The organism is Pseudomonas sp. GW821-FHT09H03 (assembly GCF_059415945.1).
Genome location: NZ_JBWKOF010000002.1, coordinates 442,744 through 464,421, shown reverse-complemented (window position 1 = coordinate 464,421; position 21,678 = coordinate 442,744). Strand labels below are relative to the sequence as shown.

Here is a 21,678-nt window from a genome sequence, read left to right as displayed (position 1 = left end):
AATCGCAATGCTGAACAACTATTCCAATGACGTGGGTGATCTGGTGGTGCGTCCATCCGGTGCCACCGACCGACCGTTTTTGCACAACCTTTACCACGCCGCATGACCCGATCTGCAATGGATTGACGGCAAACAGGCGCTGGTGGAAGAGGTGGTCGCCCAGCAATTCAAGGTCCAGGAGCAGGGCACCGGCGAGTCCTATCCCAACGCATGCACTTCGTGGTGGAAAGCTCGGCACACCGATTGGCGCGTTGACCGCCACTCTTGAACAAGTGAATGCGGGATTAGCTGAAACGCTTCAACACGTCTGGCTCGACATATTTGAATGGATAGCGTTTTTTCAGCTTCAAATTTGATATCAAAACACCACTATTCGATGCATGATGCAATGGATTACGCTCGTCCTACAAAGGGACTTTTTACAAGGGTGAAGGATGCAGCAGTTCCACTTTATCTCCGGGTTGCCACGCTCAGGGTCTACCTTGCTGGCGGCTATTTTGCTGCAAAACCCTCGCTTTCATGCCGGCATGAGCAGCCCCGTTGGCACCCTCTTTACCAGCGTCCTCGAACAATGCAGCGCCGGCAGCGAATTCGGTGCGGTGATCGACACGCCTTTGCGTCGCCGTCTGTTGCGCGGTCTGTTCGATTCCTACTATGCCGACCAGGCGAACACCCCCGTCATCTTCGATACCAATCGCCAGTGGTGCGCGCGTTTGCCTGCGCTGCAAGACCTGTTTCCCAAGGCGAAAACCATTGCCTGTGTGCGCAACGTCGCCTGGGTGATGGATAGCCTCGAGCGCCTGTACCGCGCCGACCCGTTCGAGAACACCAAACTGTTCAGCGACGAAGTCGAGCGCAACACCGTCTACAGCCGTTGTGAAACCCTGGCCCAGCGCAATCGCCTGGTGGGTTTTGCCTGGACCGCGCTCAAGGAAGCCTATTACGGCGAAAACGCCGACTCCTTGCTGATTGTCGATTACGACCTGCTCAGCCAGGCGCCCGAACGGGTACTTCGGCTGGTCTACGAATTCATCGGCGAGCCGTGGTTTGAGCATGACTTCGACAACCTCGTCTACGACGCGCCGGAGTTTGACCAGGCGCTGGGTGTCTCGGGGTTGCACCGGGTCAAACCCAAGGTGGCGCTGGAGTCACGGCGAACGATCCTGCCGCCGGACCTGTTCGACAAATATGCAGAGCTGTCCTTTTGGCACGATGGGTCCTCCAGCGCCGCCAATGTAATTCGTATGAAATCCGACGCCACGATCAATTGATCGCGGCTTTTTCCTGGCAGTTATAAAAATTCGAGTTCGGGTGAGCAACATGTGGTGGAACAACGGCAAATCGCAAAAGGCCCAAGGCGCTCGCGTACCGGCATCGCCGATGATCATGTCCCTGGAACCGCGCATGTTGTTCGACGGCGCGGTCGCGGCCACCGTGGCCGATGCGGCCCAGCCCGACAGTCACCCCACGGCTGACGCTGCCAAGCCGCCGGCGGCCGATCACCCTACCGCCAGCAAAGACACGCACGGCCAGGCGGACAACGCCTCTGCCGCAACCCCTGCACCCGCGGCAACACCCACCGCCGTACCCGGCCAGAGCGTAGTGTTCGTCGATTCACGTATCAAAGACACCGACAGCTTGCTCAACGGCGTGGCACCGGGCACCGAAGTGGTGACACTGGATGCCAGCAAGGACGGCTTGCAGCAGATTGCTGCTTACCTCGACACCCATCAGGGCGTGAGCTCGGTGCAGATCATCGCCCACGGCTATTCCGGCGACCTGTGGCTGGGCAACAGCTACCTGTCGGCCGACAACGTCGCCGCGCGCAGCGACGTGCTGGCGCAGATCGGCAAGGATATGAATGTCGGTGGCGACATTCTGATTTACGCCTGCAATACCGGCGAAGGTGAGCGCGGCGTGAGTTTTGTCGACTCCCTGGCGCAACTCACCGGCCGCGATATTGCCGCGTCCACCAACCGTACCGGTGTGGGCGGCGACTGGAACCTGGAAATCACCACTGGCAGTATCGAAAGCCGCAGCGTGTTGTCTGACGCGTCCATGGCCGGCTACCAGTACAGCCTGGCGACAGTGACCGTGCTCAATAACAGCGACAGCGGCGTGGGTTCTTTGCGTACCGCACTGTCCGATGCCGTGGCCGGCGACACCGTCACCTTCAATACCAGCATGATCGTTGGGCTGAACTCACAGCTGACGATCACCAAGAACGTCACGATTGATGGTGACCTGAATAACGACGGCGTTGCCGACGTCACCCTTAACGGTCAGTACAAAACCCGCGTGCTGCAGGTGAACTCCGGCGTCACCGCGACCTTCGATGGCCTGGTCATCAAACAGGGCATGGTGGCCGGTGTAGGCGCGGCGGCGGGCACGGACGGCGCCGGGGCGATGGGCGGCGGTATTCTTAACTCCGGCAACCTGACCCTCAGAAACGTCAAGGTGACCGATAACGCGGCCTCGGGCGGCGGTGGCGGCGGTGGCGTGACTGCTCCTTATGTCGGCGGCGCGGTTGGTGGCGGCGGTGGTGGTGGCGGTTCGCTGGGTGGTCAAACCGGTGGTCATGGCGGCACCGCCGGTTTCGGCACTGGCGTGTATGCCGGTACGGCCGGCGGGGCGGGCAGTGGCGGTAATGGTGGTACCTACAACTCCAATTACATGGGCGGTCGCGGCGGTACAACCACCGGCGGTGCCGGCGGCCTCGGCGCTTCCAATTACAGTAACGGCGGCAACGGTGGCAGGGCGACCAACGGCACCGTGTCCATTGGCGGTGGCGGCGGTGGCTCCGGTTGGGACAAGGTCGGCCGGGCCGGCTCTTCGGCAGCTGGCGGCATCTACAACGCTTCCACCGGCACTCTGACGGTCGTCGGTACGTCGGTGATCTCCAACAACGTCGCGGCCGGTGGTGGCGGTGGCGGCGGTGGTGGCAACGGCGGTTCTTCCGACCCGGGTGGCGCGGGCGGCAAAGGCGTTGGCGCGATCTGGAACAAAGGCACGCTGCTGATGACAGCGGCCAACTTCGGCGCCCTGACCTTCAACGCCGGCGGCAGCGGCGCGGGTGGCCAAGCTTCGGGCGGCGGCGCGACGGGCTCGGTCCCGGCCGCCGTGGGCAACATCTTCAACGACGGCGGCGTGGTCAATACCAACTACGCGCCAGACGTCACGCCGCCGACCGTGTCCAGCATCGTGGTCGGCACTACTAACCTGAACTCCGGCGGCACGTCGCTGGTGACCATCGCCTTCAGCGAGGCCGTGAACAATTTCACCAACGCCGACCTGACCGTGGCCAACGGTACGCTGAGTGCGGTCAGCAGCAGCGACGGCGGCATCACCTGGACCGCGACCCTGACGGCGGCGGGCAATATCAACGCGCCAACCAACGCCATCACCCTCGACACCACCGGTGTGCAGGATTTGGCGGGCAACGTCGGCACTGGCTCCGGCACCTCCAACAACTACGTGATCCATGACACCGTGGCGCCGACGGCGAGCATCGTGGTCACGGACAACGCGCTCAACGCCAGCGAAACTTCGCTGGTGACCATCACCTTCAGTGAAGCCGTGACCGGTTTCACCAACGCTGACCTGACCGTCGCCAACGGCACGCTCACGGCCGTGAGCAGCAGCGACGGCGGCGTCACCTGGACGGCAACCTTCACGCCAACCGCCGGCCTGACCGACAGCACCAACCTGATCACTCTGGACAAGACCGGCGTGCAGGACCTGTCCGGCAACGCCGGGCTCGGTGTGATCAACTCGAACAACTACGCCATCGACACCCAGCGCCCGACGGCGACCATCGTGGTGACGGACACCGCGCTGAAAATCGGCGAGACCTCGCTGGTGACCATCACCTTCAGCGAGGCCGTGACCGGTTTCACCAACGCCGACCTGACCATCGCCAACGGCACACTGACCGCCGTGAGCAGCGCCGACGGCGGCATCACCTGGACCGCGACCTTTACGCCCTCCGCCAGCATCACTGATACAACCAACCTGATCACCCTGGCCAACACCGGGATCAGCGACATGGCGGGTAACGCCGGCACGGGCACCACCGATTCCAACAACTTCGCGATCGACACCCTGCGCCCGACCGCGACCATCGTGGTTGCCGACACCAACTTGAGTGCTGGCGAAACTTCGCTGGTGACCATTACCTTCAGCGAAGCGGTGTCTGGTTTCACCAACGCTGACCTGAGCATTGCCAACGGTACGTTGACGGCGGTGAACAGCAGCGATGGCGGCATCACCTGGACCGCAACGTTCACGCCGACTGCGGGTGTCAAAGACACGACCAACGTCATCACCCTGGCCAATACCGGCGTGGCTGACCTGGCCGGTAACGCGGGCACAGGCACTAGCAACTCCGGCAATTACACCATCGACACCGTGGCGCCGACCGCAACCATCGTGGTCGCCGACAATGCCCTGAGCATCGGCGAAACGTCGCTGGTGACCATTACCTTCAGCGAAGCGGTGACCGGTTTCAGCAACGCCGATCTGACCATTGCCAACGGCACGTTGGGCGCGGTCAGCAGCAGTGATGGCGGCATCACCTGGACGGCGACCTTCACGCCAACCACTGCCATCACCGACGCGAGCAACCTGATCACCCTGGACAACAGCGGTGTGCAAAACGCCTCGGGTAACGCCGGCAGCGGCACCACCGTTTCGAACAACTACGCCATCGACACCGTGCGCCCGACGGCCAGCATCGTGTTGGCGGACACCGCGCTGAAAATCGGCGAGACCTCGCTGGTGACCATCACCTTCAGCGAGGCCGTGACCGGATTCACCAACGCCGACCTGACCATCGCCAACGGCACATTGACGGCGGTGAGCAGCGCCGATGGCGGCATCACCTGGACCGCGACCTTTACGCCCTCCGCCAGCATCACTGATACAACCAACCTGATCACCCTGGCCAACACCGGGATCAGCGACACGGCGGGTAACGCCGGCAGCGGCACCACGGATTCCAACAATTACGCGATCGACACCCAGCGCCCGACCGCGACCATCGTGGTTGCCGACACCAACTTGAGTGCTGGCGAAACTTCGCTGGTGACCATTACCTTCAGCGAAGCGGTGACTGGTTTCACCAACGCTGACCTGAGCATTGCCAACGGTACGTTGACGGCGGTGAACAGCAGCGATGGCGGCATCACCTGGACCGCAACGTTCACGCCGACTGCGGGTGTCAAAGACACGACCAACGTCATCACCCTGGCCAATACCGGCGTGGCTGACCTGGCCGGTAACGTGGGCACAGGCACTAGCAACTCCGGCAATTACACCATCGACACCGTGGCGCCGACCGCAACCATCGTGGTCGCCGACAATGCCCTGAGCATCGGCGAAACGTCGCTGGTGACCATTACCTTCAGCGAAGCGGTGACCGGTTTCAGCAACGCCGATCTGACCATTGCCAACGGCACGTTGGGCGCGGTCAGCAGCAGTGATGGCGGCATCACCTGGACGGCGACCTTCACGCCAACCACTGCCATCACCGACGCGAGCAACCTGATCACCCTGGACAACAGCGGTGTGCAAAACGCCTCGGGTAACGCCGGCAGCGGCACCACCGTTTCGAACAACTACGCCATCGACACCGTACGCCCAACCGCGACCGTCGTCGTGGCCGACCCGACCCTGGCGCTCGGCCAGACTTCGCTGGTGACCATCACCTTCAGTGAAGCCGTGACCGGCCTGACCGTCGCCGACTTCACGGTCGAGAACGGCAGCCTGAGTAGCCTGACCACCAGCGACAACATCACCTACACCGCGACGTTCACACCGACCGGCAGCATCAACGATGCGACCAACGTCATTACGCTGAACAACACCGGGGTCGCTGACGTGGCCGGTAACGCTGGCGCGGGCACAACCGGTTCCAACAACTACGTGATCGACAGCCTGCGTCCGACTGCCACCATTGTCATTGCGGACCCGACCCTCAGTGCGGGCGAAACTTCGTTGGTGACCATCACCTTCAGCGAGGCGGTGAGCGGTTTCGACAACAGTGACCTGAGCACTCCTAACGGCACGTTAAGTGCGGTCAGCAGCAGCGACGGCGGCATCACCTGGACCGGCACCTTTACGCCAACCGTTGGCGTACGGGACACCAGCAACCTCATTACCCTGAACAATAGCGGCGTCACCGACATTGCCGGTAACGCCGGGACTGGCGTCACCAACTCGGCCAACTTCACCATCGACACCGTGCTGCCGACCGCCACTATCGTGGTTGCCGACAGCGCGTTGAACATCGGTGAAACCTCGCTGGTGACGATCACCTTCAGCGAAGCGGTGAGCGGTTTTTCCAACGCTGACCTGACCATCGCCAACGGCACACTCACCGCAGTGACCAGCAGCGACGGCGGCATTACCTGGACGGCGACCTTCACGCCAACCACTGCCATCACCGACGCAAGCAACCTGATCACCCTGGACAACAGCGGTGTGCAAAACGCCTCGGGCAACGCCGGCAGCGGCACCACCGATTCGAACAACTACGCCATCGACACTCAGCGTCCAACCGCGACCATCGTGGTCGCCGATGCGGCCCTGAGTGTCGGCCAGACCACCCAGGTGACCATCACCTTCAGCGAAGCCGTGAGCGGTTTCACCAACGCGGACCTGACCATCGCCAACGGCACGTTGAGCAACGTCAGCAGCAGCGACGGCGGCATCACCTGGACTGCTACATTGACGCCGCTGGCGGGCATCACCGACACCAGCAACATCGTGCGCCTGGACAACACTGGCGTGGCGGATCTGGCGGGTAACGCCGGCTCGGGCACCAGTGACTCCAACAACTACGTGATCGACAACCAGCGTCCGTCAGCCACCATTATCGTTGCGGACCCGACCCTCAGTGCGGGCGAAACCTCCCTGGTGACCATCACCTTCAGCGAGGCGGTCAGCGGTTTTGACAACAGCGATTTAAGCATCCCGAACGGCACCTTGAGCGCGGTCAGCAGCAGCGACGGCGGCATCACCTGGACGGGCACCTTCACGCCAACCGTTGGCGTACGGGACACCAGCAACCTCATCACCCTGAACAATGCCGGGGTGGCCGACATTGCCGGTAACGCCGGGACCGGCGTCACCAACTCGGCCAACTTCACCATCGACACCGTGCTGCCGACCGCCACCATCGTGGTCGCCGACAACGCGTTGAACGTCGGTGAAACCTCGCTGGTGACGATCACCTTCAGCGAAGCGGTGAGCGGTTTTTCCAACGCTGACCTGACCATCGCCAACGGCACACTCACCGCAGTGACCAGCAGCGACGGCGGCATTACGTGGACGGCGACCTTCACACCAGCCACTGCCATCACCGACGCAAGCAACCTGATCACCCTGGACAACAGCGGTGTGCAAAACGCCTCGGGTAACGCCAGCAGCGGCACCACCGATTCGAACAACTACGCCATCGACACTCAGCGTCCAACCGCAACCATCGTGGTCGCCGATGCGGCCCTGAGTGTCGGCCAGACTTCGCTGGTGACCATCACCTTCAGTGAAGCCGTGACCGGCCTGACCCTCGCCGACTTCACGGCCGAGAACGGCAGCCTTAGTGGTCTGGCCACCAGCGACAACATCACCTACACCGCGACATTCACACCGACCGGCAGCATCAAAGACGCGACCAACGTCATTACGCTGAACAACACCGGAGTCGCTGACGTGGCCGGCAACACGGGCGCGGGTATTACCGATTCCAACAACTACGTGATCGACAGCTTGCGTCCGACCGCCACCATCGTCGTTGCGGACCCGACCCTCAGTGCGGGCGAAACCTCCCTGGTGACCATCACCTTCAGCGAGGCGGTCAGCGGTTTTGACAACAGCGACTTGAGCATCCCGAACGGCACCTTGAGCGCGGTCAGCAGCAGCGACGGCGGCATCACCTGGACGGGCACCTTCACGCCAACCGTTGGCGTACGGGACACCAGCAACCTCATCACCCTGAACAATGCCGGGGTGGCCGACATTGCCGGTAACGCCGGGACCGGCGTCACCAACTCGGCCAACTTCACCATCGACACCGTGCTGCCGACCGCCACCATCGTGGTCGCCGACAACGCGTTGAACGTCGGTGAAACCTCGCTGGTGACGATCACCTTCAGCGAAGCGGTGAGCGGTTTCTCCAACGCCGACCTGACCATCGCCAACGGCACACTCACCGCAGTGACCAGCGGCGACGGCGGCATTACCTGGACGGCGACCTTCACGCCAGCCACTGCCATCACCGACGCGAGCAACCTGATCACCCTGGACAACAGCGGTGTGCAAAACGCCTCGGGTAACGCCGGCAGCGGCACCACCGATTCGAACAACTACGCCATCGACACTCAGCGTCCAACCGCGACCATCGTGGTCGCCGATGCGGCCCTGAGTGTCGGCCAGACTTCGCTGGTGACCATCACCTTCAGTGAAGCCGTGAGCGGTTTCACCAACGCGGACCTGACCATCGCCAACGGCACGTTGAGCAACGTCAGCAGCAGCGACGGCGGCATCACCTGGACTGCTACATTGATGCCGCTGGCGGGCATCACCGACACCAGCAACATCGTGCGCCTGGACAACACTGGCGTGGCGGATCTGGCGGGTAACGCCGGTTCGGGCACCAGCGACTCCAACAACTACGTGATCGACAGCCAACGTCCGACCGCCACCATCGTGTTGAGCGATACCACCCTGAAACCGGGTGAAACCTCCCTGGTGACCATCACCTTCAGCGAGGCGGTGAGCGGTTTCGACAACAATGACCTGACCATCGCCAACGGCACGTTGAGCGCGGTGAGCAGCAGCGACGGCGGCATCACCTGGACCGCGACTTTCACCCCGACTATCGGTGTGACCGACACGACCAACGTCATCACCCTGAACAACACCGGAATCGCGGATGTGGCGGGCAACGCGGGTGCAGGCACCACCGATTCAGCCAACTACGTGGTGGAAACCCGGGTGCCGACCGCGACCATCGTGGTCGCTGACAACGCCCTCAAGGCCGGTGAAACGTCTGCGGTGACCATCACCTTCAGTGAAGCCGTGAACAGTTTCAGCAACGCCGACCTGACCATCGCCAACGGCACGTTGAGCAACGTCAGCAGCAGCGACGGCGGTATCACCTGGACCGCGACCTTCACCCCAACGGTCAACGTGACCGACACCGCCAACCTGATCAGCCTCAACAACACTGGCGTGACCAACGCCTCGGGCAACAGTGGCGTGGGCGTGACTGATTCCAACACCTTCGCCATCGACACCGCACGGCCGACTGCGACCATCGTCGTGGAGGACAACCGCTTGGGCATCGGTGAGACGACCACGGCCACCATCACCTTCACCGAAGCGGTATCCGGTTTCGACCTGTCGGACCTCCGCGTCGCCAATGGCACCCTGTCCAACCTGCTCAGCAGTGACGGCGGCAAAACCTGGACGGCGACTCTGACCCCGACGGCCAACCTCAACGATGCCACCAATCTGATCCTGCTCGACACCAGCAACGTCACCGACCTGGCCGGCAACATGGGCTATGGCGTGGCGGTTTCCAACAACTACGTGATTGACGGCGAGCGGCCGACGGCCACGGTCGTCGTGGCCAACCCGAACCTGGGCGTGGGCCAGACGTCACTGGTGACCTTCACCTTCAACAAAGCGGTGAGCGGTTTCGACCTGTCCGACGTCAGCGTGGCCAATGGCAGCTTGTCCAACCTGTCGAGCAACGACGGCGGCAAAACCTGGACCGCAACGCTGACGCCGAACAGCAATCTCAGCAACGCCAGTAATGCGATCAGCCTGAACGTCGCGGGCGTCACGGATGGCTCGGGCAACGCTGGCAGCGGCACCAGCGAGTCGAACGGCTACGCGATCAACACCGTGCCGACGCCGTCGACGACCGTTGTGGTGGTGTCGCCGGACCCAGAGTTCCGCACCCCGCAGACGGTGATCGTCATCGATCAGCCGCACCTGCCGCTGCAACCGATCGTCTTCGCCGCGCCAACCGGCACGCTGGCCTCGCCGCTGACCTTTGCGCCGCTGTTCGAAGATCGGGTGCTGGGGGACGGTATCCGGCCATTGGGCGACATCTTCATGAATCGTGGGGCACTGACGCCGAGCTTTATTGCCCAGGTGTTCAGCAGCAGCGACAGCGGCACTGGCGACGGCTCTGGCCACGGCTTCCTCGGGTTTGGTGGCGGTGATGGCGGCGTGTTCGGCAGCAGTACGCTGGCGAGCCTGTTCAATCAGGACACCGGCGCTGAGCGCGATTCGCTGAATTCCTTCAGCAATCATTCACTCAGGGGCGGGGATGCTTCCCAAGGGCTGCGCAGCGTGTTTGGTGCGCCGACCCTGAGTCAGCAATTACAAGATCTCAAAGACACCGAGCAGCGGCAGGTCAACAGCCTGGCCGTCGCTTTGCAACAAGCCGGCATCAGCGAAATGCAGGCTTGAAACACACACACACATAATTCAGTGCGGTACCTAGGGGCAATCCGGGGATGAAAAGAAGTCATAAATTATTCGGTGCCAGCCTGCTGGCACTGGCGATCAGCGGATGTGCGGTCAAAAGTGAACCGATTGAACGTAGCGTCAGTGAGCAGCGTGCCAAAAGCGACATGCAAAACATGTTCACCGGTCAGGAGCCACTCAATGGCCCGCTGACCTTGCACCAGGCGATGGCCCGTGCGGTGAAATACAATCTCGAAGGCCGGCTCAAGATCATGGAAGAGGCCTTGGCCAAGCGCCAACTCGACCTCGCCAGTTTCGACATGCTGCCGCGCATGGCGTTGGATGCAGGCTATGTCGGGCGTAATAACCAGGGCGCCTCCAGCAGCCAGAGTGTGCTGACCGGCACCCAGTCTTTGGAACCCTCGACTTCCCAGGACCGTGACCGTCGCGTGGCCGACCTGACCATGGTCTGGAACGTCCTCGACTTCGGCGTCAGTTACATCAGCGCCAAGCAGCAGGGCGACCAGCGCTTGATCGTTCAGGAACGCCGGCGCAAGGTGATCAACACCATCGTCCAGGACGTGCGCTCGGCCTATTGGCGCGCCGTGGCTGCCGAACGCCTGCTCACACAAATCGACAGCCTGATGGCGCGAGTCGATACCGCGCGCAGCAATAGCCAGAGCATGAGCGAACAACGCATCGGCGATCCGGTCGTGGCGCTGGGTTATCAGCGCTCGCTGATCGAGGCAACCCGTCAGTTGCAGGAGCAGCGCCGCGCGTTGTCCCTGGCCAAGACTGAACTGTCGACCCTGATCAACCTACCGATGGGTACCGACCTGAAATTGGCGACCCCGGGCGACTACGCGATCCCGCAACTGAAAGTCGGCATGGCCAGCCTGGAACACGAAGCCCTGGCCAGCCGTCCTGAACTGCGCGAGCAGGATTACCAGACCCGCATCAGCACTGCCGAAACCCGTAAAGCCATGCTGCGGCTGTTGCCGGGGCTGGAGTTTTCGGCCGGCGGGCATTACGACAGCAACTCGTTTTTGGTCAACGACAAGTGGGCCGACTACGGGGTCAAGCTGACCTGGAATCTGTTCAACGTGATTTCCGCCCCGGCGGCAATCGACGTGGCCAAGGCCGGCGAAGAAGTGGCCAAGGCCCGTCGTCAGGCGATGTCCATTGCCGTGTTGGCGCAGCTTTACGTGGCCAACGCCAACTACCAGGAAGCGCTGCATCAATTCCAGACCAACCAGGAACTGGCGAGCATCGACGGGCAGATTCTCGGGCAGTTGCATAACCGTCATCAGGCGGCCGGAATCGGTGAACTGGATTTGATCCAGGGTGAGCTGAACACCTTGCAGGCGGATTTGCGTCGGGACCTGTCCTACGCCGATCTGCGCAACGCTTACGGTCAGATCTTCGCCAGCGCCGGGCTCGACCCTATGCCGGATGAAGTGCAATCCACCGAAGTCCAGTCCATCGCCACGGCGTTGGCCAATCGCGAAGCTGCGTGGGCGTCGGGCAACATTGCAGTGCCGGTGGCGGCCCATGCCCCGGCCCAGTAATTTACTGGCGCCGACCGCCAGCATCAGCCGTGATCAACGCGAGGCCCGCAACGGCCATCGCGGCACGGCGATTTTGCTGACCGGTTTGCCGGCATCGGGCAAGTCGACGCTCGCCCAAGCGCTGCACGCCGCGTTGTTCGAACGCGGCGTGCAGAGCGTGGTGCTCGATGGTGATGGGCTGCGGGTCGGGCTCAATCGCGATCTGGGGTTTACCGACAGCGATCGCCAGGAAAACATCCGCCGAGCCAGTGAACTGGCCGCGTTGCTGGTGGAGAACGGGCAGATTGTGATTCTGGCGATGATTGCGCCGCGGGTGGAGTTACGGGAGATTTTTGCCCAACGCCTCGGTGAGGATTACCGCGAAGTCTGGTGCAGCGCCTCCTTGGCGGTGTGCGAGCAGCGCGACCCGAAAGGTCATTACGCCCGCGCCCGTCGCGGCGATCTGGCGGGCTTTACCGGTGTCTGCGCGCCTTACGAATCTCCGCCGTCCGCCTCGCTGGTGCTCGACACCGGCGTGGAGTCGGTGGCGGCGTGTCTCGACCGTTTGCTGACCTGGCTCGGCGAATGCGCGATGCTGCTGAAACGATGAGCCGACCGGCGTTCTCCCGTTTACCGGTGACGGTGGATTTGCCGTTGGGTGCGCGACTTGCCGCTGGACATCGTCTCGGCGCGCCTGTCGCAGCCCCATCGCGTGGACAATCGAGACAGTTCGGTGCGGGTTTATCTAGTGCTCGATTGCCGTCCTGGTCCTTGGCTGCCGAAGGCTGCGATCTTTTGATCGTACTCAAGGTTTTGACGACAAATCCGCCATGCCCTTGAGCAATTCGATCGGCAACGGAAAGACAATCGTCGAACTTTTGTCCCCGGCTATCGAACTCAACGTCTGCATGTACCGCAACTGCATGGCCCCCGGCTGACGCCCCAGCATTTCGGCGGCCTGCATGAGTTTTTCCGAAGCCTGCAATTCGCCCTCGGCGTGAATCACCTTGGCCCGCCGTTCCCGTTCGGCCTCGGCCTGCTTAGCGATGGCGCGGACCATCGATTCGTTGAGGTCAACGTGCTTGATCTCAACGTTGGCCACCTTGATCCCCCAGGCGTCGGTCTGGGCGTCGAGCACTTGCTGGATATCGATGTTCAACCGTTCCCGCTCGGCCAACAATTCATCGAGCTCATGCTTACCCAGCACCGCGCGCAACGTGGTCTGGGCCAATTGGCTGGTGGCCATCAGGAAGTCTTCGACCTGAATGATTGCCTTCTGCGGATCGAGCACGCGGAAATACAGCACCGCATTGACCTTCACCGAGACATTGTCGCGGGTGATCACGTCTTGCGGCGGTACGTCGAGGACCACCGTGCGCAAATCGACGCGAACCATTTGCTGGACCACCGGAATCAGCAGAATCAGACCGGGCCCCTTGACCTGCCAGAAGCGCCCGAGCTGGAACACCACTCCACGCTCGTACTCGCGCAGGATACGAAACGTCGAACCCGCCAGCGCGATCAGCAACAACAGCAGCGCGACGAAACCCAGTTGCACACCCATGACTATTCTCCACCCGGTGCCGCGTCAGCCGCGGCCACTTGCAGCAGCAATCCCTTGCGCGCTACCACCCGCACCCGTTGTCCGGGTTGCAGCGGCGTCGCGCTGAGCACTTGCCATTGTTCTCCTTGCAGATGCACCCAGCCGCCATGGGCGTTACCAGCCTGCAATGAGGTTATCGGTGCCACGCTGCCGACGAGGCCGGCATCACCGCTGACCGTGTGGCGCGGCCGGGTTTTCAGGGCGTGGATCACCAGCAGGAGCAGCAGCAGGGCGCTGACCAGTCCCAGACCGATCATCAAGGGCACGGGGACTTCGGTGTTGGTGAGGATGACCGCACCGATCACGAACATCACGATCCCGCCCAAGCCGATCACGCCGTAGTTGGGCAGGGCGGCCTCGGCTATCAGAAACGCGATGCCGAAGGTGATCAGCCAGATCCCGACGGGGTTGGGAGCCAGCAGTACAACCGAGTCTGCGGCACAGGCCGATCCGCTCAGTGCCAAGAGCAGCGCAACAGCACAACAACGAGTGTTCACTTGACCCTCCGGGAGAGTCATGGGGTGGCTCTGCATACAGTTTAGTTGAGCCTTGGGTTGTATGAATTTCGCTCAATTGTCGGCGGTGTCCGATGGGCGGAATTCCAGCCGGAACACGCCAGCGAGCCTAGACTTTCAGTACTGCGAAAATGTTAACCATCGTCCGCAAATGGTTGTTGCGCGGACACCGAGGTGCATCATGCGTATGGCAAGAACCGTGCAGCGCAGCCTGGACAAGGCTCAATGCGAATATGACATCGTCAGCCACCCACATTCGGCCAGCAGCCTGGAAACGGCGCGGGTCGCCGGCATTCCTGCGGAACGGGTGGCGAAATCGGTGATCCTTGACGACCACCATGGTCACTATCTGATGGCGGTACTGCCCGCCAGCCGTCACCTGGACCTGAGCAAGGTGCGCAGCAGTGGCCAATGGCAAGTTTCCCGTGAAAGCAATCTGGCGCACCTGTTTGATGATTGCGAGCGCGGCGCCGTGCCCGCCTTGGGTGAAGCCTATGGCCTGGACGTGGTGATCGACCCACTTTTGACTCGGCAGAAAGACATCTACATGGAGGCCGGTAACCACACCAACCTGCTGCGTATGGACATGCCCGAGTACCTGAAAATGGTGCCGCATGCCGAGGTGCGGGAGTTGAGTCATTAGTTCTGCAGTGTTTTCGCTGCCGTCATCGCGAGCACTCGCTCTCACAGGTTTTGTGATCGATACAGATCCTTGTGGAAGCGAGCCTGGTCGCGATGACCGCGCAGCGGTCCCCGAATTGGTTCCCAGGAGTTCGATATGGAAAGCCCGACGCATAACCTTCCTTCGCTGTTCAAACAACTCGGCCTGGCGGATGACGCTGAAAGCATCGATAAATTCATTGCCACCCACTCACCGCTCAAACCGGAACTGCACCTGGCGGATGCATTTTTCTGGAACCCGAGTCAGGCGCAGCTTCTGCGCGAAGAGATTCTCGATGATGCCGACTGGGCGGAGGTGGTGGATCAGTTGAATGTGATGTTGAGGAAGGGGCGGGGGGTGTAAAAATCTGATGGGCAGCAGCTTTCAAGATTGCTGGGAGATTAAAAGTAGACCAGAATTACGACCTTATTTGAGGTCTTAATTATGCAAAGTGTCCTGGCCGATATGGCAGTCAGTGTCTCTGAACTGAAGAAAAACCCGTCTGCCGTCTTAAATGGCGCTCATGGTGGGCCTGTTGCTGTGCTCAATCACAATCGAGTCATGGGTTACATGGTCCCGGCCGATGTTTTCGAGGCCATGATGGAGCGCCTCGATGATATGGAGCTGGCGGAAATCGTGCGTTCTCGTCGTCATGAAACGCCAATTCCGGTAACGCTGGATGACCTATAAGCTCGAATTTCTGCCGTCTGCACGCAAGGAGTGGGACAAGCTGGGGCACACGCTGCGTGAGCAGTTCAAAAAGAAACTGACAGAGCGGCTCGAAGTGCCCCGGATTCCCTCTGACTCGCTGCATGGCATGCCTGACTGCTACAAAATCAAATTGAAGTCATCGGGCTACCGGCTTGTCTACGAGGTGATAGATGAGCGTGTTGTCGTTTCTGTAGTCGCGGTGGGCAAGCGCGAACGTAGCGAAGTCTACGAAAGGGCCAAGAGACGCTGAATTGTTTCAAAACTTGACGAGGAATCCCTGCAAATGCCATATTGATAGTTAGCAAACTAACTATGTATATTTCCTCTCGTGCCAAATAACCTCAACGTCCTCCAGATGAACATCAGCAGCTCCATGGTGGTGGCCGCCAGGCATTGGCGAAAAATCTGCCAGACCACGCTGGTCAACTATGGAATCTCCGAAGCCTGTGCCGTCCCGTTGTTGATGATCGGGCGTCTGGGTGAGGGTGTGCGGCAGGTGACAGTGGCGCAGGCGGCAGGGATGGAGAGCCCGTCTTTGGTACGCCTGCTCGATCAGTTGTGCCATGACGGTTACGTCTGCCGCACCGGAGATACCCAGGACCGCCGCGCCAAATGCCTGAGCCTGACCGCGACCGGCCGGGCGCTGGTGCGGGCGGTCGAGGTCGAACTGGTGCGTTTGCGCCAAGAGGTCCTCGATGGCATTGACCAGAGCGATCTGGAAGCTACGCTGCGGGTACTGAGAGCTTTTGAAGCGGCCACGCCGCCATCGGTGGCCCACTCTTGAAAGGATTTTTTGCTGGTATGCCCCCGGCGCGGGACTGGTTCTACGGGGTTCGCACTTTCGCCGCATCAATGATCGCGCTGTACATCGCCCTGCTCATGCAAATGCCGCGTCCGTATTGGGCGATGGCCACGGTTTATATCGTTTCCAGTCCGTTTCTCGGCCCGACCAGTTCCAAGGCGTTGTACCGTGCGATCGGTACGTTCATCGGTGCTGCGGCCGCAGTGCTGTTCGTGCCGATGTTCGTTCAGAGTCCTTATGTGCTGGTGGTCGTGATTGCGCTGTGGACCGGGACGCTGCTGTTCTTGTCTCTGCACCTGCGCACCGCCAACAACTACGCGCTGATGCTCGCCGGCTACACGTTGCCGCTGATCGCCCTGCCGGTGGTGGATAACCCGTTGGGGGTATGGGACGTCGCAGAGGCACGGACCGAAGAGATCTTTCTCGGCATTGCCGTGGCGGCGGTGGTTGGCGCGATATTCTGGCCACGACGCCTGGCCCCGGTATTCAACGATTCGGTAAGCAAATGGTTTGCCGAGGCATCGACCTACAGCCTGCGTTTCATCAGCCGCAATGTGCAGCCCGAAGAAGTCAGCGCGCTGCGTACGTCCATGGTTGCCACCTTCAACACCCTCGAATTAATGATCGGCCAGTTGCCCCATGAAGGCGCGGGTCCGCAAACGGTACGCAACACCAAGGAATTGCGCGGGAGAATGATCCACCTGCTGCCGGTAATCGATGACCTCGACGACGCGCTCTATGCTCTGGAGCGGCGCACGCCTGAACTGGTGGAAAAATTCGCGCCTCTGGCGGCCGCTGCCAGCGAATGGCTGGAGCACAAGGATGCCGACCCGAGTCGCTGGCAAGCCCTCAAAGATCAACTGGAGGCCCAACAGCCGGGTCCCGAAGCGCTGGATGACCGTAAGCAACTGCTGCTCTCCAATGCCATTTACCGCCTCGGCGAATGGGTTGATTTATGGCAGGACTGTCGCAGCCTGCAATACGCCATCCAGTGCGACAGCCAGGACAACTGGCGCGCGGTGTATCGACATTGGCGCCTGGGGCGGCTGACCCCGTTCCTGGATCGCGGCTTGATGCTCTATTCCGCTGTTTCCACCGTCACTGCAATTATTGTCGCCTCGGTCTTGTGGATCCTGCTGGGCTGGACCGACGGCGGCGGCGCCGTGATTCTGGCGGCGGTGGCGTGCAGTTTTTTCGCCTCGATGGATGACCCGGCGCCGCAGATTTACCGGTTCTTTTTCTGGACGGCGATCTCGGTGGTGTTCGCCAGCCTCTACCTGTTTCTGGTCCTGCCCAACCTGCATGACTTTCCGATGCTGGTGCTGGCGTTTGCCGTGCCGTTCATTTGTATCGGCACTCTGACCGTCAAGCCGCAGTTCTATCTGGGCATGCTGCTGACCCTGGTCAACACGTCGTCTTTCATCAGTATCCAGGGCGCCTACGACGCGGACTTCCTCAGCTTCGTCAACTCCAACCTGGCCGGTCCAATGGGCTTGCTGTTCGCGTTCATCTGGACGTTGATCGCCCGGCCTTTCGGGGCCGAGCTGGCAGCCAAGCGCCTGACCCGATTCAGCTGGCGCGATATCGTCAGTCTCAGCAAACCGGCGACGCTGGCCGAGCATCGGCAGTTGGGCGTGCAGATGCTCGATCGACTGATGCAGCATTTGCCACGCCTGGCCATGACGGGTCAGGACACCGGCATTGCGCTGCGGGAAGTACGGGTGGCGTTGAATCTGCTGGATTTGCTCGCCTATTCACCGCGTGTTCCTGGTGTGCCGCAAGTAATGTTGCGTCAGGTGGTGAGCGAAGTGGGCGACTACTTCAAGGCGTGCCTCAAGGCCGGCGAGCGCTTGCCGGCACCTGGCCCGTTGCTGATGACCCTCGACCGCACCCGTCGCGCCCTTGGTGGAGCGGGCGATGACGAAACCCGTCGGCATCTGCTGCACGCCTTGAGCGGCCTGCGCCTGGCATTGCTGCCAGGTGTCGAATTCGTCGGCTCTGCCGAACCTGAAGAACCGCTTCCCCATGGCATCGATGGAGCGCCTTTATGATCGGTGATCTGGATATCAACGGGGTGTTCCTGCCGACGCTGCTGGTACTGATGGGCATTACGTACGTGTTGTACCTGTTGGTGCACGGGGTGCTGACGCGCCTGCACTTTTACCGTCTGGTCTGGCACCGGGCATTGTTCAACGTGGCTCTCTACGCCTTGCTGCTTGGCGCCGTGGACTCACTCAGTCGATACCTGATGACATGAAAAAACCGTTCCTGACTTTTGGTCGCGTGGTGCTGACCCTGTTGATCGTGAGCTTCGCCGTTTTCGTGGTGTGGCGCATGGTGATGTATTACATGTTCGCGCCCTGGACCCGCGACGGGCACATTCGTGCCGACGTCGTGCAAATCGCCCCGGATGTGTCCGGGCTGATCCAGCAAGTAGAAGTGCGCGATAACCAATTGGTCAAACGTGGCCAAGTGCTGTTCAGCATCGATCCGGACCGTTTCAAGCTGGCGCTGCGTCAGGCCAAGGCAGCGGTCGCCGATCGCGAAGAAACCCTCGCCCAGGCCCAGCGTGAGGCCAAGCGCAACAAGGGGCTGGGCAATCTGGTGCCGGGTGAGCAACTGGAGGAAAGTCAGTCCCGGGTCGCCCGCGCCCAAGTGGCGTTGATGGAAGCCCAGGTGGCAGTGGACAGCGCGCAACTGAACCTCGACCGTTCGGTGGTCCGCAGCCCGGTGGACGGCTACGTCAACGACCGTGCTCCGCGAGTCCAGGAGTTCGTCAGCGCCGGGCGGCCGGTGTTGTCGGTGGTCGACAGCAATTCGTTCCACATAGATGGCTACTTCGAAGAAACCAAACTGGGTGGTATTCATATCGGCCAGAGCGTCGATATCCGCGTGGTTGGCGACAGTGCGCGCCTGCGCGGGCACGTGGAGAGCATTGTCGCCGGCATCGAAGACCGGGATCGCACCAGCGGCAATAACCTGCTGCCCAACGTCAATCCGGCGTTCAGCTGGGTGCGTCTGGCCCAGCGGATTCCGGTGCGGATCGCCTTCGATGACGTGCCGGAGGATTTCCGCATGATCGCCGGTCGCACCGCGACAGTATCAATCATCGATGACAACAATCGGGAGCCTGCGCAATGAGCAAGGCCTCGGGTTTGGCCGTCGTCGGGTTAGGCCTGTTGCTCTCGGCGTGTCAGGTGGTCGGGCCGGATTATCACTTGCCCACGGAAGCGGCCATTCAGCGCAAAGACCTGCAAAGTGATCTGGCAAAGGATGCTAAAGCCGTGGTTTCCGCACCCGTGCCGGCCGATTGGTGGCGCTTGTACCGAGACCCGCGGCTCGATCAATTGGTGCAGCAGGCCATGGCTTCCAACACCGATTTGCGGGTGGCGGCGGCCAGACTGTTGCGGGCTCGCGCCCAGGTCGACGAGGCGCAAGCCATGGGTGGCTGGAGCGGCGGCGTGAAAATGGGTGCCCAGCGTTTGCAGGAATCCGGTGAAGCCTTCCTGCTGCCGGAAAAAGTGCCGGTGGCCAACATCGGCGACATCGGCATCAGTGCGTCGTACCAGTTCGACCTGTTCGGCACGCTGCAACGCGGCATCGAAGCGGCCAAGGCCAATGCCGATGCGACGCAAGCCGCGGCCGATACTGCACGCATCACGCTGGTGGCGGATGTAGTGCGCGCTTACACCCAGGTTTGCGCAGCCAACGAAGAGCGCGAGATCGCCGAGCACTCCCTCGAGCTGCAAGCCCAGAGCACCTCGCTGATCCAGCGCTTGCGCGACGCCGGGCGCGGCGACGAAACCCAGGTGACTCGTTCACAAACCCAGTTCAAATCACTTCGCGCCGACCTGCCGCGTTACGAAGCGGCGCGTCAGGCCGGGCTTTACCGTTTGTCGATGCTGCTGGCCAAGCCGGTGGATCAATTACCCGCTGGAACCGCGACCTGTGCCGAGCTGCCGAAAATCGCGCAACTGGTGCCGGTGGGCGATGGCGCCGCGTTGCTCAAACGCCGTCCGGACGTACGCCAGGCCGAGCGCCAACTGGCTGCCGCAACAGCCGACATCGGCGTTGCCACTGGCGAGCTGTACCCCAATATCAGCATCGGCGCGACCGTGGGCACCGTCGGTCTCCTGGAGAACCTCGGCGAACCGTCCACCAACCGCTGGGGCTTCGGCCCATCCCTGACCTGGAACGTGCCGACCAATGGCGCGCGGGCGCGAATCCGCGAGGCGGAAGCCGCGACCCAGGGTTACCTGGCGCACTTCGACGGCGTGGTGCTCAACGCTATTCGTGAAACCCAGACCGGCCTGGCCCAGTACTCGGCGTTGTTGCAACGTCGCGATGCCCTGGCCGATGCCGCGCAATCGGCGCAACTGGCCGCCGATCAGACTCACCGCTTCTTTCAGGCCGGCCGCGAGTCGTTCCTGGCGGACCTGCAAGCGACCCGCACCTACACCGATGTCACGGCGCAACTGGCTGCTGCGAACACGCAAGTTGCGATGAGCCAGATCGATCTGTTCCTCGCCTTGGGCGGCGGCTGGGAAAGCGGACGAACGCAAGCGTCGAACCCCGGCAAACCCTGAGGCCGTTGCTATGCTTTGAAGTGTTGGAAGGGCGCCCCGTGCAAAGCGCCCTTTTATTGCACAAAGCTCGCGCAGGTCATGGGGAAACCAATAATGAAAAACCCTTATGCTCTCGGCTTCTGGTGTGCCGTGGTGGTGTTAGTGCTGCTTTCGGCGACCTATTTCTACGGCATCATGCTGGCTGACCAGATTGATAAGGCGCTGGCCTTTCTCGATAGTGCCATCGCGCTGATCGCGGTCATGTCCATTGCGGTGGTGGCCTGGGCGTCGGTCCAGAATCAACGCACCAAAAAAAGACAGCTTGAACAAGGCAAGACGCTGGTGCTGATCTGGGACACCAAGGTTGCGCTGCGCCGTGTCGAAACGGTGTTCGACCGCTATTTCTGGGGCAGTTACTGGCAACCTGGGCGTACGTTTCAGGAGGTCATGGGGGAACTGACCGGCACGCCGCTGGAGAAAAGCCTCGAGACCCTGAAAAAACAATGCCTGGCGCTCGACAGGCAAGTGGCTGACGACGGTCGGCACTGGCTCAGCAATGCCCGGGAACTGGCCGATGTCGCCACGGCCATGGCCCGTGAACGTTATCAACTGGACTTCTGCGACCCCCGCGCCGAAGTGACGGGCGGGGCGGTGATCAATCGCGACTTCGAGGTGTTGGTGTACACCTGGACTGCGCGGCTCAAGAGCTTTGATCATCAACTGGATGAAATCGAAGTCCACTATTCCTGATTTTGTTTTGGCTGTTCTGACGCCTTCGCGAGCAAGCCCGCTCCC

At 61.5% G+C, this 21,678-nt stretch carries 16 protein-coding genes and 2 pseudogenes; 16 read left to right on the top strand and 2 right to left on the bottom strand.

Annotated features, from left to right (window positions below):
* Positions 1-7: 7 nt before the first annotated feature.
* The 6 genes and pseudogenes from AC07OG_RS04770 to AC07OG_RS04745 all read left to right on the top strand — a co-directional run.
* Positions 8-257: pseudogene (locus tag AC07OG_RS04770) on the top strand (GNAT family N-acetyltransferase); the annotation flags it as partial.
* A 177-nt stretch (positions 258-434) separates the two neighbouring features.
* Positions 435-1,271 (top strand): sulfotransferase family protein, encoded by an 837-nt coding sequence (locus tag AC07OG_RS04765; RefSeq protein WP_495066342.1) that lies wholly within the window; start codon positions 435-437, stop codon positions 1,269-1,271.
* Between the two features lie 49 nt (positions 1,272-1,320).
* Positions 1,321-10,482: an Ig-like domain-containing protein gene (locus tag AC07OG_RS04760; RefSeq protein WP_495066341.1), complete on the top strand. Its 9,162-nt coding sequence runs from the start codon at positions 1,321-1,323 to the stop codon at positions 10,480-10,482.
* 47 nt (positions 10,483-10,529) lie between these two features.
* Positions 10,530-12,047, top strand: a complete 1,518-nt coding sequence (locus AC07OG_RS04755; protein WP_495066340.1) for a TolC family protein — start codon at positions 10,530-10,532, stop codon at positions 12,045-12,047.
* Positions 12,031-12,636, top strand: coding sequence for an adenylyl-sulfate kinase (cysC, locus tag AC07OG_RS04750; RefSeq protein WP_495066339.1), 606 nt, complete (start codon positions 12,031-12,033; stop codon positions 12,634-12,636). The genes AC07OG_RS04755 and cysC overlap by 17 nt, the downstream gene beginning before the upstream one ends.
* An 84-nt stretch (positions 12,637-12,720) precedes the next feature.
* Positions 12,721-12,819: pseudogene (locus tag AC07OG_RS04745) on the top strand (aspartyl/asparaginyl beta-hydroxylase domain-containing protein); the annotation flags it as partial.
* Positions 12,820-12,831: 12 nt separating this feature from the next.
* Here AC07OG_RS04745 and AC07OG_RS04740 read toward each other — a convergent pair.
* Both AC07OG_RS04740 and AC07OG_RS04735 read right to left on the bottom strand, forming a co-directional pair.
* Complete coding sequence (locus AC07OG_RS04740) at positions 12,832-13,590, bottom strand: slipin family protein (RefSeq protein ID WP_495066338.1); 759 nt, start codon at positions 13,588-13,590, stop codon at positions 12,832-12,834.
* Positions 13,591-13,592: 2 nt separating this feature from the next.
* On the bottom strand, positions 13,593-14,126 hold the full coding sequence (locus AC07OG_RS04735; protein ID WP_495066337.1) for an NfeD family protein: 534 nt from the start codon (positions 14,124-14,126) through the stop codon (positions 13,593-13,595).
* Between the two features lie 199 nt (positions 14,127-14,325).
* Between AC07OG_RS04735 and AC07OG_RS04730 the strand changes: the two genes are divergently transcribed.
* The 10 genes from AC07OG_RS04730 to AC07OG_RS04685 all read left to right on the top strand — a co-directional run bounded on the left by AC07OG_RS04730 (position 14,326) and on the right by AC07OG_RS04685 (position 21,633).
* Entirely contained in the window at positions 14,326-14,787 is a 462-nt protein-coding gene (locus AC07OG_RS04730) for an aminoacyl-tRNA deacylase (protein ID WP_495066336.1), read from the top strand.
* Between the two features lie 135 nt (positions 14,788-14,922).
* Positions 14,923-15,168 (top strand): DUF2789 domain-containing protein, encoded by a 246-nt coding sequence (locus AC07OG_RS04725; protein WP_060543885.1) that lies wholly within the window; start codon positions 14,923-14,925, stop codon positions 15,166-15,168.
* An 81-nt stretch (positions 15,169-15,249) separates the two neighbouring features.
* On the top strand, positions 15,250-15,495 hold the full coding sequence (locus tag AC07OG_RS04720) for a type II toxin-antitoxin system Phd/YefM family antitoxin (RefSeq protein ID WP_060543886.1): 246 nt from the start codon (positions 15,250-15,252) through the stop codon (positions 15,493-15,495).
* Positions 15,485-15,766, top strand: coding sequence for a type II toxin-antitoxin system RelE family toxin (locus AC07OG_RS04715; protein WP_060543887.1), 282 nt, complete (start codon positions 15,485-15,487; stop codon positions 15,764-15,766). The genes AC07OG_RS04720 and AC07OG_RS04715 overlap by 11 nt, the downstream gene beginning before the upstream one ends.
* Before the next feature lie 105 nt (positions 15,767-15,871).
* Positions 15,872-16,300, top strand: a complete 429-nt coding sequence (locus AC07OG_RS04710; RefSeq protein ID WP_495066335.1) for a MarR family winged helix-turn-helix transcriptional regulator — start codon at positions 15,872-15,874, stop codon at positions 16,298-16,300.
* The gene (locus tag AC07OG_RS04705; protein WP_495066334.1) at positions 16,297-18,369 is read left to right on the top strand and encodes an FUSC family protein; all 2,073 of its coding nucleotides are present in this window, start codon (positions 16,297-16,299) and stop codon (positions 18,367-18,369) included. The genes AC07OG_RS04710 and AC07OG_RS04705 overlap by 4 nt, the downstream gene beginning before the upstream one ends.
* Positions 18,366-18,575, top strand: a complete 210-nt coding sequence (locus tag AC07OG_RS04700) for a DUF1656 domain-containing protein (protein ID WP_060543890.1) — start codon at positions 18,366-18,368, stop codon at positions 18,573-18,575. Before AC07OG_RS04705 ends, AC07OG_RS04700 begins: the two co-directional genes overlap by 4 nt.
* A complete protein-coding gene (locus AC07OG_RS04695; RefSeq protein ID WP_060543891.1) occupies positions 18,572-19,459 on the top strand; it encodes an efflux RND transporter periplasmic adaptor subunit in 888 nt (295 codons plus the stop codon). The genes AC07OG_RS04700 and AC07OG_RS04695 overlap by 4 nt, the downstream gene beginning before the upstream one ends.
* Entirely contained in the window at positions 19,456-20,904 is a 1,449-nt protein-coding gene (locus AC07OG_RS04690) for an efflux transporter outer membrane subunit (RefSeq protein WP_495066333.1), read from the top strand. The genes AC07OG_RS04695 and AC07OG_RS04690 overlap by 4 nt, the downstream gene beginning before the upstream one ends.
* Positions 20,905-20,997: 93 nt before the next feature.
* Complete coding sequence (locus AC07OG_RS04685) at positions 20,998-21,633, top strand: NADH:ubiquinone oxidoreductase subunit N (RefSeq protein WP_495066332.1); 636 nt, start codon at positions 20,998-21,000, stop codon at positions 21,631-21,633.
* The last annotated feature ends 45 nt before the right edge of the window (positions 21,634-21,678 follow it).

What these genes read in the sequence shown, in the direction of transcription:
- cysC (WP_495066339.1), top strand. Translation starts at nt 12,031, where the DNA reads ATGCCCCGGCCCAGTAATTTACTGGCGCCGACCGCCAGCATCAGCCGT.
- AC07OG_RS04725 (WP_060543885.1), top strand. Translation starts at nt 14,923, where the DNA reads ATGGAAAGCCCGACGCATAACCTTCCTTCGCTGTTCAAACAACTCGGC.
- AC07OG_RS04695 (WP_060543891.1), top strand. Translation starts at nt 18,572, where the DNA reads ATGAAAAAACCGTTCCTGACTTTTGGTCGCGTGGTGCTGACCCTGTTG.
- AC07OG_RS04720 (WP_060543886.1), top strand. Translation starts at nt 15,250, where the DNA reads ATGCAAAGTGTCCTGGCCGATATGGCAGTCAGTGTCTCTGAACTGAAG.
- AC07OG_RS04690 (WP_495066333.1), top strand. Translation starts at nt 19,456, where the DNA reads ATGAGCAAGGCCTCGGGTTTGGCCGTCGTCGGGTTAGGCCTGTTGCTC.
- AC07OG_RS04700 (WP_060543890.1), top strand. Translation starts at nt 18,366, where the DNA reads ATGATCGGTGATCTGGATATCAACGGGGTGTTCCTGCCGACGCTGCTG.
- AC07OG_RS04755 (WP_495066340.1), top strand. Translation starts at nt 10,530, where the DNA reads ATGAAAAGAAGTCATAAATTATTCGGTGCCAGCCTGCTGGCACTGGCG.
- AC07OG_RS04760 (WP_495066341.1), top strand. Translation starts at nt 1,321, where the DNA reads ATGTGGTGGAACAACGGCAAATCGCAAAAGGCCCAAGGCGCTCGCGTA.
- AC07OG_RS04710 (WP_495066335.1), top strand. Translation starts at nt 15,872, where the DNA reads ATGAACATCAGCAGCTCCATGGTGGTGGCCGCCAGGCATTGGCGAAAA.
- AC07OG_RS04740 (WP_495066338.1), bottom strand. Translation starts at nt 13,590, where the DNA reads ATGGGTGTGCAACTGGGTTTCGTCGCGCTGCTGTTGTTGCTGATCGCG.
- AC07OG_RS04685 (WP_495066332.1), top strand. Translation starts at nt 20,998, where the DNA reads ATGAAAAACCCTTATGCTCTCGGCTTCTGGTGTGCCGTGGTGGTGTTA.
- AC07OG_RS04715 (WP_060543887.1), top strand. Translation starts at nt 15,485, where the DNA reads ATGACCTATAAGCTCGAATTTCTGCCGTCTGCACGCAAGGAGTGGGAC.
- AC07OG_RS04765 (WP_495066342.1), top strand. Translation starts at nt 435, where the DNA reads ATGCAGCAGTTCCACTTTATCTCCGGGTTGCCACGCTCAGGGTCTACC.
- AC07OG_RS04730 (WP_495066336.1), top strand. Translation starts at nt 14,326, where the DNA reads ATGCGTATGGCAAGAACCGTGCAGCGCAGCCTGGACAAGGCTCAATGC.